This is a genomic window from Microbacterium sp. LKL04, from assembly GCF_900102005.1.
Classification (GTDB): domain Bacteria; phylum Actinomycetota; class Actinomycetes; order Actinomycetales; family Microbacteriaceae; genus Microbacterium.
The window spans coordinates 950,764-965,683 of sequence record NZ_LT627736.1 but is presented as its reverse complement, the minus strand read 5'-3'; the positions used below and the strand labels follow the sequence as shown (position 1 = coordinate 965,683).

Below are 14,920 nucleotides of genomic sequence, written 5' to 3'. Positions count from 1 at the left end.
CGCGGGGGCGTCGCGATCACTCGCCGAGCATGTCGCGCACGAGCGGGATCACCCGGGTGCCGTAGAGCTCGACCGAGCGCATCAGCTTGTCGTGCCCGAGGGTGCCGTTGGCGTACTTGAGGTCGAAGCGCCCGGCGCCGAGAGTCGTGATCGTGTCGGCGATCTTGCGTGCCACCGTCTCGGGCGAGCCGGCGTAGATAGATCCTCCCGGACCGACCTCCTGCTGGAACCGCAACCGGCTGTACGCAGGCCAGCCGCGCTCGCGCCCGATCGAGTTGTTCTGCGCTTCGAACCCGGGGTACGCCTCTTCCCACGCCTGCTCGTCGGTGTCGGCGATGTGCCCCGGCGAGTGGATGCCGATGGGCTGCGCCTCGGTACCGAGTTCGCCGATCGCCCGGTGGTAGAGGTCGACGTAGGGTCGGAACCGAGCGGCGGGACCGCCGATGATGGCCAGCATCAGCCCATAGCCGTACCGCGCCGTGCGGATGACCGACTCGGGCGAGCCGCCGACACCGACCCAGGCGCGGATGCCGCCCTCGGTCTTCGGGAAGACGTCAGCGTCGGCGAGGGCGGCGCGTGTGGATCCTTGCCACGTGACGGGCTTCTCGCTCCGCAGCAGCGAGAAGAGCTCGAGCCGCTCCTCGAAGAGGGCCTCGTAGTCCGCCAGGGTGAAACCGAACAGCGGGAAGGACTCGGTGAAGGAGCCGCGTCCGAGGATCACCTCGGCGCGCCCGTTCGAGATCGCCGACAGCGTCGCGAACCGTTCGTAGACGCGGACGGGATCGTCGCTGGAGAGGACCGTCACCGCCGTCCCGACGCGGATGCGCTCGGTTTGGGCGGCGATGGCAGCGAGGACGATCTCCGGACTCGAGACCGAGTACTCGGCCCGGTGGTGCTCGCCCACGCCGATGAAGTCGACACCCACCTGATCGGCGAGAGTCGCCTGTGCGACGAGGTTCCGGATCGCCTGCGCACCCGAGACGCGTTCGCCGCTGTCGTCGACGGTGATGTCACCGAAGGTGTCGAGTCCCAACTCCACTGCGGCCACGTCGGCCCCTTTCATTCATCTGCATAAAGCCTACGTCGTAGAAACGACGGAGGGCGTCGGGTATTCCCGACGCCCTCGCCTCGCCCTCTCAGCCGTCGCGCAGAGCGGCGCGGAGGGTGTCGAGACCGACCCCGCCGAGGCGCAGCGCGCGCATGTGGAACTGCTTGATGTCGAACCCGGTCCCCCCGCGCTGGGCGGCCTCGTCGCGGATCTGCTCCCAGATCCGCTGGCCGACCTTGTACGAGGGCGCTTGGCCCGGCCACCCGAGGTAGCGATTCACCTCGAACTGAATGAACTCGTCGGACATGTTGACGTTGCGCCGCATGAACTCCAGCGCGTAGTCGGCGTCCCAGGTGCCGGTACCGTCGAGGCGCGGCTTGCCGAGGTGGACGCCGATGTCGAGGACGACGCGCGCCGCCCGCATCCGCTGGCCGTCGAGCATCCCGAGCCGGTCAGCCGGGTCGTCGAGGTAGCCGAGTTCCGCCATCAGCCGCTCGGCGTACAGGGCCCACCCCTCGGCGTGGCCGCTGGAACCCGCGAGGAGTCGGCGCCACGAGTTCAGCTCCGTACGGTTGTACACCGCCTGCGCGATCTGCAGGTGGTGACCCGGGACACCCTCGTGATAGACCGTCGTGAGCTCGCGCCACGTGTCGAACGTGTCGACGCCCTCGGGGACGGACCACCACATACGGCCTGGACGCGAGAAGTCGTCGGTCGGGCCCGTGTAGTAGATGCCGCCCTCGTTGGTCGGCGCGATCATGCATTCGAGTCGGCGGATCGGCTCCGGGATGTCGAAGTGGGTGCGTCCGAGCTCCTCGACGGCGCGGTCGCTCGTCTCCTGCATCCATCGCTGCAGGGCGTCCGTGCCGCGCAGCTTCCGCTCCTCGTCCTGCTCGAGGAAGGCGACCGCCTCCTCGACTGTGGCGCCGGCCTTGATCTCGTTCGCGATGGACTCCTGCTCCGCGACCATCCGCGACAGCTCTTCGACACCCCAGTCGTAGGTCTCGTCCAGATCGATGGTCGCCCCCAGGAACTGACGCGAGTGGAGCGCGTAAAGCTCCCGACCCACGGCATCCACATCGGAGGCCGCCGGGGCCAGGTCGTCGCGGAGGAACGCGGCCAGCTGGTCGTAAGCGACGCGAGCGGCACCCGCGTTGTCGGCGAGCTCACGCGCGAGCGTGGCGGGAAGGTGACCCTCCGCGGGAGCGGCGTCTCCGACGAAGGTCGCGAAGAAGCCGGTGTCGCTCGTGTAGCGGGCGATCTGCGTCACGACTTCCTGCACCTGTCGGCGCGCCGGGACGACGCCCTCCGAGATGCCCTGACGCAGCGTCTCGACGTATCCGGCCAGCGCCGACGGAATCGCCGAGAGGCGCGTCGCCACCACAGACCAGTCGTCGACGGTGTCCGTCGGCATGAGGTCGAACGCCGCGCGGATGTCCTGCGAGGGCGAGGCGATCACGTTGATGTCGCGCAGGTGCGACTTCGCCGCGTGCAGGTCGAGTTGCAGACCGAGCTCCGCAGACAGGTCCATCTTGGTGACCTCGTCGACGGAATCGACGGCCTCGGCGGACTCGAGCGCGCGAAGGGTGTCGGCCGCCGCGGCAGTGAGCCGTTCATGCCCTTCGGGAGAGAAGTCGTCGAGACGGCCGTTGTGCTCGGTCCGTCCGATGTACGTCGCGAGGCTCGGGGAGAGCTCGGCCAGCGTGTCGACCCAGCGGTCCGCGATCGTGTCGATCGGAGTGGGCGTGCGTTGTGCGTCGGTCATTCCTCGAGCGTAGAGCGTCGTGCGCTCGACGTCAGTGAGCCGCCTCGTCCCAGTGGCTGCCACGACCGATCTGCACATCGAGCGGTACGGAGAGCTCCGCTGCGTCACCCATGCGGGTCCGCACGATCTCCTCGACCGCGTCCCACTCGCCCGTCGCCACCTCGACGACGAGTTCGTCGTGGATCTGCAGCAGAACGCGCGACGTCAGATCACGTGCGCGGAGGTCGTCGTGGATCTCGACGAGAGCGATCTTCATGATGTCGGCGGCGCTCCCCTGGATCGGCGCGTTGAGCGCCGCCCGCTCGGCGTTCTCGCGGAGCACGCGGTTCGGGCTCGTCAGGTCGGGGAACGGCCGGCGGCGCCCGAAGATCGTCTCCGTGTACCCATCGATCCGCGCCTGCTCGACCGAGGAGCGCAGGTAGTCGCGCACCGCACCGAAGCGGGCGAAGTACTCGAGCATCAGCTGCTTCGCCTCGGACTGCTCGATGCGCAGCTGCTTCGACAACCCGAACGCGCTCAGTCCGTAGACGAGACCGTACGACATCGCCTTCACCTTCGTGCGCATCGGCGCCGTGACCTCGGCGGGCTCCACCCCGAACACGCGGGCGCCGACGAAGCGGTGGAGGTCCTCGCCGGAGTTGAACGCCTCGATGAGTCCCGGGTCGCCCGACAGGTGCGCCATGATGCGCATCTCGATCTGCGAGTAGTCCGCGGTCAGCAGCGTCTCGTATCCCTCGCCGACCTCGAAAGCCGCGCGGATGCGGCGCGACTCCTCGTTGCGGATCGGGATGTTCTGCAGGTTCGGGTCGGTGCTCGAGAGGCGACCCGTCTGGCTGCCGGTCTGCACGTAGGTGGTGTGGATGCGGCCGTCGTTGGCGATCCCCACGGTCAGCGACTCGATGATCTGACGGAGCTTGGTCGCCTCACGGTGCTGGAGGAGCAGCCCGAGGAACGGATGCGGGTGGGAGTCCTGCAGATCGGCGAGGACCGCGGCATCCGTCGAATACCCCGTCTTGGTCTTGCGGGTCTTCGGCAGCTCCAGCTGATCGAACAGCACCTCCTGCAGCTGCTTGGGCGAGCCGAGGTTCACTTCGCGGCCGATGATGCCGTACGCCTCCTGGGCGATCGCGTCGGCCCGCGCCGCGAGCTCCCCCGAGAACCCGCCGAGCTTGTCGCGCGAGACAGAGACACCGGCGAGCTCCATGTCCGCGAGCGCGTCGAGGGTCGGGATCTCGATGTCGCTCAGCACCGCACCGACGGATGCCGGGAGCTCCGCGCGCTCCTGCTCCGCGACGCGCAGGGCGAACCAGGCCAGCTGCCCGGGCGTGGCCCCCTCGGTCTCGGGGACGAGCTGCGAGGGGTCGGCCTCGGGCAGCTTCTCGTCGAGGTAGCGGTCGACGAGATCGGCGAGGGTCTTGTCCGGGAGGCTCGGACGCAGCAGCCAGCCGGCGAGCAGGACATCGAAGGTCAGCCCGCCCAGCCGCACGCCGGCGCGGCGGAGCGCCTTCACCTGCGGCTTCGCGTCGGTCATGATCTTCGCCGCGTCGCTCTCGAGCCACGGCGCGAGCGCCGTACGGGCGCTCTCGTCCCAGTCGAGCTCGTGGACGGTGTCCGAGGTCGCGACGCCGAGGCGCGTCGGGAGACCGTCGGCGACGGTGACCGTCAGCGCCAGTTCGCCTGTCTGCTGCGTCAGCCATGCGGCCAGGGCCGCGGCATCCGTCTGCTGCGGGTCGGGCGCTGAGACCTCGGGCGCGGGCGGCTCGTCAGTCGCGTCGAACGCCTCGAACACGCGCGGGAGAAGAGTGCGGAACTCCAGGCGCGCGAAGATGTCGCGGACCGCCTGGGTGTCGAGCGGGCGGATGACGAGGTCCTCCGGCGCGTACTCGAGCTCGACGTCGCGGAGCAGCCGGTTGAGCTGGCGATTGCGGCGGACGTCGTCGAGGTGCTCGCGGAGGTTGCCGCCCACGACGCCCTTGATCTCGTCGGCGCGCTCGAGGAGGGCGTCGAGGGTGCCGAACTGGGTGATCCACTTGACGGCCGTCTTCTCGCCCACCTTCGGGACGCCCGGGAGGTTGTCGCTCGTCTCACCCACCAGCGCGGCGATGTCGGGGTAGTTCTCGGGCGGGAGGCCGTACTTCTCCACGACCGCGTCGGGGGTGTAGCGCTTCAGCTGCGAGACGCCCTGGACGCTCGGGTAGAGGAGCGTGACCTCATCGGTCACCAGCTGGATCGTGTCGCGGTCGCCCGAGCACACGAGCACGTCGTAGCCGCTCTCGACGCCCTGCGTCGCGAGGGTCGCCAGGATGTCGTCGGCCTCGACGTCCTCCTTCGTCAGAACGGGAACACCCATGGCGGAGAGGCAGTCCTGCAGCAGCGGGATCTGTCCCTTGAACTCGGCGGGCGACTCGGACCGATTGGCTTTGTACTCTTCGTAGACGCGCGTGCGGAACGACTGTCGCGACGTGTCGAAGGCGACGGCCAGGTGCGTCGGCTTCTCGGCCTTGACGAGGTTGACGAACATCGACAGGAAGCCGTAGATCCCGTTGGTGTGCTGGCCGTCCTTCGTCGAGAAGTTGTCGACGGGAAGGGCGTAGAACGCCCGGTAGGCCAGCGAGTGGCCGTCGACGACGAGCAGAGTAGGCTTTCCGGAGTCGCTCACCCGACCAGCCTAGTTCGGGCCTGCGACATCGACTTCCCCGCACCGGTGCCGGGTCGGCACCACCCGAACCGAAGGTGACGCGCCATGCCCGAGACCACCTCCTCCCCCGCCGACGCGCTCGATTGGGCCGCCGGCCGAGGCATGGGAGCCCTGGCCGAGAAGATGGGCATCGAGTTCGTCGAGTTCACCCCGGAACGAGCGGTGGCGCGGATGCCGGTGGCCGGCAACACGCAGCCCGTCGGTCTCCTGCACGGCGGCGCCTACGTCGTCCTCGGCGAGTCGCTCGGCTCGATGCACGCGAACCTGCACGCGGGCGAGGGACGACTCGCGGTCGGCATCGACATCAACGCGACCCACACCCGTTCAGCGACGGAGGGGTGGGTCACGGGGGTCTGCACGCCGATCCACCTCGGCCGGAGCATCACCGTGCACGAGATCGTCGTCACGGACGATCAGGGCAGACGGTGCTCGACGGTGCGGATCACCAACATGGTGCGCGATCTGCCGGCATCCTGATCCGCTCAGCGCGGAACGGCGAGCTTGAAGCCGATGTGCGAGTCGACGAAGCCCAGTCGCGTGTAGAACCGGTGGGCATCGGTGCGCGCGGCATCCGACGTCAACTGCACGAGGGATGCTCCGACGGCGGGAGCGGCGACGTCGGCGACCCACGTCATCATCGCGGCGCCGATCCCCGCCGAACGCTCCGTGCTGGCGACCCGGACGGCCTCGACGAGGAGTCTCGTACTGCCGCGGCGCGCCATTCCGGGGATGACGGTGAGCTGCATGGTCGCGACGACGCGGCCGTCGCTCTCCACGACCAGGACGTCGTTGCTCTCCGAGTCCAGGATGCGCAACAGGCCGCGGAGATAGAAGCGTCGGTCGTCGGCGGCCGCCACATCGCCCCGACCCGCACTGACGGGGTCGTCCGACAGCAGCGCCACGATCGCATCGAGGTCGCCCTGCGTCGCGCCCCGCAGCAGCACCGAACCGCCTCGCACAGCGAAGTCGACCGGGAGATCGAGCTCGTCGATCATGACGGAGGCGTCACGCCTTCTTGGGCGCCAGCTGCTCGATGATCGCCTTGGCGACGTCCTGCATCGTGAGGCGACGGTCCATCGACGCCTTCTGGATCCAGCGGAACGCCTCGGGCTCGGACAGGCCCATCTTCTCGTTCAGCAGGCCCTTGGCCCGGTCGACGAGCTTGCGGGTCTCGAAGCGCTCGACCATGTCGGCGACCTCCGCCTCGAGCGTGATGATCTGCTCGTAGCGCGCGAGGGCGATCTCGATCGCGGGCAGCAGGTCGTTCGGCGTGAAGGGCTTCACGACGTAGGCGAGCGCGCCGGCTTCGCTGGCGCGCTCGACGAGCTCCTTCTGGCTGAACGCCGTGAGGAGGACGACCGGGGCGACGTGGTTCTTGCTCAGCTTCTCGGCGGCGCTGATGCCGTCGAGGATCGGCATCTTCACGTCCATGATGACGAGGTCCGGACGGAGCTCGGTGGCCAGCTGCACGGCGGTCTCGCCGTCGCCCGCCTCGCCGACCACGTCGAAGCCGCTGTCGCGCAGGATCTCGACGATGTCGAGGCGGATCAGCGACTCATCCTCCGCGACGACGACGCGTCGAGGGGCGGGAGCTGCCTGGGGGGCGGAGGTGGGTTCCTGCTCAGTCACTCGTCCATCCTAGGCCAGGGTGCACCCGCATCCTGCGGTATCGTCGTTGAGGCGCGCGCCGGTGTGGCGGAATGGCAGACGCGACCGACTCAAACTCGGTTGCCCGAAAGGGCGTGTGGGTTCGACTCCCACCACCGGCACCACAGCGAAACGGCGCCCCCGAAGGGGCGCCGTTTCGTGCATCACAGGCGACGGATCAGCTCTCCGCCTTGTAGATCGGGGCCTTGCCGTGGACGGCGTCGCCGATCTTGTGGATGCGGATGTCGTTGGTCGCACCGATGATTCCAGGAGGGGACCCGGAGATCACGACGACCTTGTCCCCCTCTTCCAGAAGGCCGCGCGACAGGAAGTAGTCGTCCACCTGGAGGAACATGAGGTCGGTGTGGGCGACGTGCTCGACGAGGGCCGACTGGATGCCCCACGTCATCGCCATGCGGCGACGGATCGCCGGCTCGATGGTGAAGGCGAGCATCGGGATGCCGGAGCGCAGCCGCGACATGCGACGCGCGGTGTCGCCCGACTCGGTGAACAGGCAGATGAACTTCGCCTCGACGAACTCGGCGACCTCGTTGGCGGCGAGGGTGATGATGCCACCCTGCGTGCGCGGCTTCGCCGTCAGCGGCGGGATGCGCTCCAGCCCGTGCGTCTCGGTCGCGTCGATGATCCGGGCCATCGTCTCGACCACGCCGACGGGGTGCTTGCCGACGCTCGTCTCGCCCGAGAGCATGACCGCGTCCGCGCCGTCCAGGACGGCATTGGCGACGTCGCTCGTCTCGGCCCGGGTGGGAACCGGGTTCTCGATCATGGTCTCGAGCATCTGCGTCGCGACGATGACCGGCTTGGCCATGCGGCGGCAGAGTTCGACGGCGCGCTTCTGAACGATCGGCACGGCCTCGAGGGGCAGCTCGACGCCGAGGTCGCCGCGCGCGACCATGATGCCGTCGAAGGCGTCGATGATCTCTTCGAGAGCGTCGACCGCCTGCGGCTTCTCGATCTTCGCGATGACGGGGACCTTGCGGTCCTCCTCCGCCATGATCTCGTGCACGCGGGTGACGTCGGCGGCGTTGCGCACGAACGACAGCGCGATGATGTCGGCTCCGGCGCGCAGACCCCAGCGGAGGTCCGCCTCGTCCTTCTCCGACAGGGCGGGCACGTTGACCGCGACACCGGGAAGGTTGATGCCCTTGTTGTTCGACACGTAGCCGGCGACGATGACCTCGGTCGTGACGACCGGCCCCTCGACACCGGTGACCTGGACGCGGACCTTGCCGTCGTCGATCAGGAGGAAGTCGCCCTTGTTGACGTCCTCCGGAAGGCCCTTGAAGGTCGTGCCGACGATCTCCTTCGTCCCGGCGATGTCTTCGGTCGTGATCTTGAAGACGTCGCCGACGGCGAGGAAGTGGGGACCTTCGGCGAACCGGCCGAGCCGGATCTTCGGGCCCTGCAGGTCGACGAGGACGGCGACGGCACGGCCGGCGTCATCCGCCGCCTTGCGCACGTTCGCCAGTCGGGCGTCGTGGTCGGCGTAGTCGCCGTGGCTGAGGTTGAAGCGGGTCACGTCCACACCGGCATCGATGATGGCGCGAACCATCTCGTAGCTTTCGGTGGCGGGACCCAGAGTGGCGACGATCTTCGCGCGTCTCACAGAAATAGCTCCGTCGGGTAGTGATGTGGGAACGATTCCAGCCTAGGCGTGCTGGAGACCGATCGCGACGTCGGTCGGGCGGACCGGCGCCGGGAGGCTGGTGGACCCCATGAGGTACTCGTCGACTGCCGAAGCCGCCGCGCGCCCTTCTGCGATCGCCCAGACGATGAGGGACTGGCCGCGTCCGGCGTCGCCGGCCACGAAGACACCCGGTGCCGTCGCCTGCCAGTCGTCCGCCCGCTCGACGTTGCCGTCGGAGGTGAAGACGGCGCCGAGCTGCTGCTCGAGCGCTGACCGCTCCGGGCCGGTGAAGCCCATCGCGATCAGGACGAGGTCGGCGGGGATCTCGCGCTCGGTGCCGCTCTTGGGCACACGGCGGCCGTCGACGAATTCCGTCTCGGCGACGCGGAGGGCGCGCACCTCCCCCGCCTCGTTACCGAGGAACTCGACGGTCGAAGCCAGGTAGGAACGGTCACCGCCCTCCTCGTGCGCAGAGGCCACTTCGAAGAGCGTCGGCATCATCGGCCACGGCTGGTGGTCGGGACGCGCCTCGGGCGGCTGCTTTCCGATGGCGAGGTTCGTGACGCTGAGCGCCCCCTGTCGGTGCGCCGTACCGATGCAGTCCGCACCCGTGTCGCCGCCGCCGATGACGATGACGTGCTTGCCCTCGGCGTGGATCTGGTGCGGCACCTGGTCGCCCGCGACGGCCTTGTTCGACTCGACGAGGTACTCCATCGCGAAGTGGACACCGTCGAGGTCGCGTCCGGGGATCGACAGGTCGCGAGGAACGGTCGAACCGGTGGCGACGACGACCGCGTCGTAGCGGGCGCGGAGGTCCGCCCACGACAGGTCCTTGCCGATCTCGACGCCTGCCCGGAACCGCGTGCCCTCGTCGCGCATCTGACGGAGTCTCGTCTCGAGATGGCGCTTCTCCATCTTGAAGTCCGGGATGCCGTAGCGCAGCAGGCCGCCGATGCGGTCGTCGCGCTCGTACACGGCGACAGTGTGCCCTGCGCGCGTCAGCTGCTGCGCGGCCGCGAGTCCCGCAGGCCCCGACCCGACGACCGCGACCGTCTTGCCGGTGAGGCGGCCGGGGGGCTCGGCCTCGACCCAGCCGTGCGCGAACGCCTCGTCGATCGTGGAGACCTCGATCTGCTTGATCGTGACGGCAGGCTGATTGATGCCGAGGACGCACGAGCTCTCGCACGGGGCGGGACACAGGCGACCGGTGAACTCCGGGAAGTTGTTCGTCGCATGGAGCCGCTCGATCGCCGCGCGACCCTCGCCGCGCCAGGTGAGGTCGTTCCACTCCGGGATGAGGTTCCCGAGCGGGCAGCCCTGGTGGCAGAACGGGACGCCGCAGTCCATGCAGCGGCCCGCCTGGCGACGGAGCACGGCCTGGTCGCCCTGCTCGTACACCTCTTTCCAGTCCATGATGCGAACGGGAACGGGCCGGCGCGGCGGGAGCTCGCGCTCGGTGACTTTGAGGAAGCCCTTCGGGTCAGCCACGGGTCACCTCCAGGATGCGGTTCCAGACGACGTCGCTGTCGGGGTCGAGCCCCTCGGCGGCCGCCTCCTGGCGGGTTTTCAGGACGGCCGCGTAGTCGCGCGGCAGGACACGGGTGAAGTTCGCGGCCTCGCTGTCGAGGTCGGCGAGCAGCCCCTCGGCCAGATCGGAGCCGGTCTCCTCGGCGTGGCGGGCCAGGAGATCCCGCAGGATCTCGATATCGCCGGAGCCGAGCTCGAGGAGCTCGAGCTCGCCGGTGGCGAGCGCTTCGCGGTTGATGAGCGCACGATCGAGCTTGTAGATGTACGCCGATCCGCCGGACATGCCGGCCCCGAGGTTGCGCCCGGTGGCACCGAGGATGACGGCGAGACCGCCGGTCATGTACTCGAGGGCATGATCGCCCACCCCTTCGACGACCGCGGTCGCGCCGGAGTTGCGCACGAGGAAGCGTTCGCCGACGACGCCGCGCAGGAACATCGACCCCTGGGTCGCGCCGTAGCCGATCACGTTCCCGGCGATGACGTTCTGCGAGGCGTCGAAGACGGCGTCGCGCGGGGGCCGGACGACGATCTCGCCGCCCGAGAGCCCCTTGCCGACGTAGTCGTTCGAGTCGCCCTCGAGCCGCAGTGTGATGCCCGACGGCAGGAAGGCACCGAACGACTGGCCGGCCGAACCGGTGAGGTTGACCTCGATCGTGCCGGACGGCAGCCCGTTCTCGCCGTGCGCCTTCGTGACGTGGTGGCCGAGCATGGTGCCGACAGCGCGCTCGGTGTTGCGCACCGGCAGGTCGATCACGAGATGACCGCCGTGCTCCACGACATCACGTGCCCGGTCCAGCAGCGCGACGTCGAAGTGGTCCTCGAGCTCGTGGTCCTGCTCGCGGACGCGGTGGCGCGGTGCGTCGTCACCGAAAGCCGGTCCGTGGAGGATCGGCGAGAGGTCCAGACCGTATGCCTTCCAGTGGTCGACGGCCGGCTGGACGTCGAGGACCTCGGTGTGGCCGACGGCTTCCTCGATCGATCGGAACCCGAGCTCGGCGAGGTACTCCCGCACCTCCTGAGCGATGAACTCCATGAAGTTCACGACGTGCTCCGCCTTGCCCGTGAAGCGCTTGCGCAGTTCCGGGTTCTGGGTCGCGACGCCGACCGGGCACGTGTCGAGGTGGCACACGCGCATCATGATGCAGCCCTCGACGACGAGCGCGCTCGTCGCGAAGCCGAACTCCTCGGCCCCCAGGAGCGCCGCGATGAGGACGTCGCGGCCGGTCTTGAGCTGACCATCGGCCTGGACGACCACCCGACCGCGCATGTCGTTGATCATCAGGGTCTGCTGCGTCTCGGCGAGTCCCAGCTCCCACGGCGTACCCGCGTGCTTGAGCGAGTTCAGCGGGCTCGCGCCCGTTCCACCATCGTGACCGGAGACGAGGATGACGTCGGCCAGGGCCTTGGCGGTGCCCGCCGCGACCGCGCCGATTCCGGACTGACTGACCAGCTTCACGTGCACGCGCGCGGACGGATTGGCCCGCTTGACGTCGAAGATGAGCTGCTTGAGGTCCTCGATCGAGTAGATGTCGTGGTGCGGCGGCGGCGAGATGAGGCCGACCCCCGGGGTGCCGCCGCGGGTGCGCGCGATCCACGGGTAGACCTTGCCCGGCGGCAGCTGCCCGCCCTCACCGGGCTTGGCGCCCTGAGCGAGCTTGATCTGGATGTCATCCGCATGGGTCAGGTACATGCTCGTGACACCGAAGCGTCCCGAGGCGACCTGCTTGATCGCGCTCCGACGCTCGGGGTCGAGGAGCCGGTCGACGTCCTCGCCGCCCTCCCCCGTGTTCGACTTCGCGCCGAGCCGGTTCATCGCGATCGCGAGCGTCTCGTGCGCCTCCTGCGAGATCGACCCGTAGCTCATCGCACCGGTCGAGAATCGCTTGACGATCGACGACACCGGTTCGACCTCGTCGATCGGGACCGCCGGGCGGGTGCCGTTCTTGAGTCGGAAGAGCCCCCGCAGGGTCTTCAGCTCGCTCGCCTGCTCGTCGATCAGCTGCGTGTACTCACGGAAGATGTCGTAGCGACGGGTCCGTGTGGCGTGCTGGAGACGGAACACCGTGTCGGGGTTGAACAGGTGGGGCGAGCCGTCGCGCCGCCACTGGTACTCGCCGCCCGTCCATAGGCGCTCGTGCGCGCGCGCCGCCTGGTCGGCGGGGTAGGCGAACTCGTGACGGGCGAGGTTCTCACGAGAGATCTCCTCGATCCCGATGCCGCCGAGCTTGGTCTCGGTGCCGGTGAAGTAGGCGTCGATGAACTCCTGCGACAGACCCACGGCTTCGAAGACCTGCGCCCCGGCGTAGGAGGAGACCGTCGAGATGCCCATCTTCGACATGATCTTCAGCACGCCCTTGCCGAGCGCGTAGATCAGGTTCCGAACGGCCTTCTCGGGCTCGACACCCGTGATGTACCCGGCCCGCACCAGATATTCGACGGTCTCCATCGCGAGGTACGGGTTGACCGCCGACGCCCCGTAACCGATGAGGGTCGCCACGTGGTGGACCTCGCGCACGTCGCCGGCCTCGACGACCAGCCCCACCTTCATACGGTTCTCGTTGCGGATGAGGTGGTGGTGGACGGCGGAGAGCGTCAGCAGGGACGGGATCGGCACGAGGTCCGACGTCGAGTCGCGGTCGCTCAGGATGATGAACTCCACGCCGTCGGCAATGGCGGCATCCACCTCTGCGCAGATCTCGTCGAGCCGCGAACGGAGCGAATCCGCATCGGCGTCGGCGCGGTACAGACCGCGGATGGTGATCGACCGACGACCGGGCAGAGCACGGTCGATGTTCTGCAGCTTCGCCAGCTCGTCGTTGTCGATGACCGGGAAGTCCAGCGTGATGACACGGGTGTGGTCCGGGCCCGAGGCCAGGAGGTTCCGCTCCGGACCGAGCCCGAGCCCGAGAGAGGTGACGACCTCTTCGCGGATCGAGTCGAGCGGCGGGTTCGTGACCTGCGCGAACTGCTGCACGAAGTAGTCGAACAGCAGGCGGGGACGCTCGCTCAGGACGGCGATCGGCGTATCGGACCCCATCGCTCCGAGAGGCTCGGCGCCCGTCTGCCCCATCGGCGTCAGGAGGATGCGCACCTCTTCTTCGGTATAGCCGAAGGTGCGCTGGCGTCGTGTGATGGAGGCGATCGGGTGCACGATGTGCTCGCGCTCGGGCAGATCCTTCAGGCGCACGCGGCCCTCGTCGAGCCAGTCCTGCCACGGGTGGAGAGCGGCGAGGCCGCGCTTGATCTCCTCGTCCTCGACGATGCGACCCTGCGCGGTGTCGACGACGAACATGCGGCCGGGCTGCAGGCGTCCGCGGCGCTTGATGCGCTCCGGCTCGAAGTCGAGCACGCCGGTCTCGCTGCCGATGACGACGAGGCCGTCGGTGGTCTCGGTCCACCGGCCCGGACGCAGACCGTTGCGGTCGAGCGTCGCTCCCACGAGCGAGCCGTCCGTGAAGATGAGGGCGGCCGGGCCGTCCCACTGCTCCATCTGCATCGAGTGGTACTCGTAGAAGGCGCGCAGCTCGTCGGAGATGTCGGCCTGCTTCTCGTACGCCTCGGGGACCATCATCATGATGGCGTGGGGCAGGCTCCGTCCCGTGAGCGTGAGGAGCTCGAGAACCTCATCGAAGGATGCCGAGTCGCTCTGGCCCGGGCTGCAGATCGGCAGCAGCGGGCTGATGTCCCCGAGGAGCTCCGACTCGAGCTGGGACTGACGCGCCCGCATCCAGTTGCGGTTGCCGTTGACGGTGTTGATCTCGCCGTTGTGGGCGAGCATCCGCAGCGGCTGCGCGAGCGGCCACGACGGGAAGGTGTTCGTCGAATAGCGCGAGTGCACGACGGCGAGCTCGGTCGCGAACCGCTCATCCTGAAGGTCGGGGTAGAACGGCTCCAGCTGGAGCGTCGTCACCATGCCCTTGTACCCGAGGGTGCGGCTGGACAGCGACACGAAGTAGGCGTCGAGTTCGTGCTGCGCGCGCTTGCGGAGGCGGTACGTTCGGCGATCGAGAGCGATGCCCGCCAGGGCCGGCGCGTCGCCGACCGCGGGGCGCGACACGAAGAGCTGCTCGAACACCGGTCGTGCGTTGAACGCCAGCTTGCCGAGGTTCTCGTCCGCCGTGGGAACCGTGCGCCACCCGAGGACGGTCAGGCCCTCGCTCGCCGCGATCGACTCGACGGCCGCCTTCTGGGCCAGGCGCTCGTCATGATCCGTCGGCAGGAAGGCGAGACCGACGGCGTACTCGCCGACGGCGGGCAGCTCGAAGTCGACGACCGCGCGCAGGAAGGCGTCGGGCATCTGGGTCAGGATGCCGGCACCGTCACCGGTACCGGCATCCGACCCGATGGCACCGCGGTGCTCGAGATTGCGGAGCGCGGTAAGAGCGAGGTCCACGATGTCGTGGCCCGCCTCGCCGCGCAGAGTGGCGACCATCGCCAGACCGCAGGCGTCCTTCTCGAACGCCGGGTTGTACATCCCCTGCTTCGCAGGGAACGAACCACCGGTGATGGTCGTCGTGGTGTCTTCGTGACGGGAGCTCGAGGGCATGCCTACCGTCCTCACATGGGTGCTCAACCTGGGACGACGTC

The 14,920-nt window shown here is 68.7% G+C and carries 9 protein-coding genes and 1 tRNA gene; 2 read left to right on the top strand and 8 right to left on the bottom strand.

Annotation, left to right across the window (positions count from 1 at the left end; genetic code table 11):
* Positions 1-16 precede the first annotated feature (16 nt).
* The 3 genes from BLP38_RS04760 to polA form a co-directional block, all read right to left on the bottom strand.
* A complete protein-coding gene (locus BLP38_RS04760) occupies positions 17-1,063 on the bottom strand; it encodes an LLM class flavin-dependent oxidoreductase (protein ID WP_172824655.1) in 1,047 nt (348 codons plus the stop codon).
* A 73-nt stretch (positions 1,064-1,136) separates the two neighbouring features.
* On the bottom strand, positions 1,137-2,813 hold the full coding sequence (locus BLP38_RS04755; RefSeq protein ID WP_091353665.1) for a DUF885 domain-containing protein: 1,677 nt from the start codon (positions 2,811-2,813) through the stop codon (positions 1,137-1,139).
* Positions 2,814-2,844: 31 nt separating this feature from the next.
* Complete coding sequence (gene polA, locus BLP38_RS04750) at positions 2,845-5,472, bottom strand: DNA polymerase I (RefSeq protein ID WP_091353662.1); 2,628 nt, start codon at positions 5,470-5,472, stop codon at positions 2,845-2,847.
* Between the two features lie 84 nt (positions 5,473-5,556).
* On the opposite strand from polA, the gene BLP38_RS04745 reads away from it, so the two are divergent.
* Positions 5,557-5,988 (top strand): PaaI family thioesterase, encoded by a 432-nt coding sequence (locus BLP38_RS04745; protein WP_091353658.1) that lies wholly within the window; start codon positions 5,557-5,559, stop codon positions 5,986-5,988.
* 5 nt (positions 5,989-5,993) lie between these two features.
* On the opposite strand, the gene BLP38_RS04740 is transcribed toward BLP38_RS04745, so the two are convergent.
* Both BLP38_RS04740 and BLP38_RS04735 read right to left on the bottom strand, forming a co-directional pair.
* Complete coding sequence (locus BLP38_RS04740; RefSeq protein ID WP_091353654.1) at positions 5,994-6,506, bottom strand: GNAT family N-acetyltransferase; 513 nt, start codon at positions 6,504-6,506, stop codon at positions 5,994-5,996.
* 10 nt (positions 6,507-6,516) lie between these two features.
* Complete coding sequence (locus BLP38_RS04735) at positions 6,517-7,140, bottom strand: ANTAR domain-containing response regulator (protein WP_091353649.1); 624 nt, start codon at positions 7,138-7,140, stop codon at positions 6,517-6,519.
* Between the two features lie 57 nt (positions 7,141-7,197).
* On the opposite strand from BLP38_RS04735, the gene BLP38_RS04730 reads away from it, so the two are divergent.
* Positions 7,198-7,283: transfer RNA gene (locus BLP38_RS04730), tRNA-Leu, on the top strand.
* Between the two features lie 53 nt (positions 7,284-7,336).
* Here BLP38_RS04730 and pyk read toward each other — a convergent pair.
* Genes pyk through gltB form a run of 3 tightly spaced genes read right to left on the bottom strand, consistent with a single transcriptional unit; the run spans position 7,337 to position 14,879 of the window.
* Entirely contained in the window at positions 7,337-8,785 is a 1,449-nt protein-coding gene (gene pyk / locus BLP38_RS04725; protein WP_091353646.1) for a pyruvate kinase, read from the bottom strand.
* Between the two features lie 42 nt (positions 8,786-8,827).
* Positions 8,828-10,294, bottom strand: coding sequence for a glutamate synthase subunit beta (locus tag BLP38_RS04720; protein ID WP_091353643.1), 1,467 nt, complete (start codon positions 10,292-10,294; stop codon positions 8,828-8,830).
* On the bottom strand, positions 10,287-14,879 hold the full coding sequence (gene gltB / locus BLP38_RS04715; protein ID WP_091353641.1) for a glutamate synthase large subunit: 4,593 nt from the start codon (positions 14,877-14,879) through the stop codon (positions 10,287-10,289). The genes BLP38_RS04720 and gltB overlap by 8 nt, the downstream gene beginning before the upstream one ends.
* Positions 14,880-14,920 lie beyond the last annotated feature (41 nt).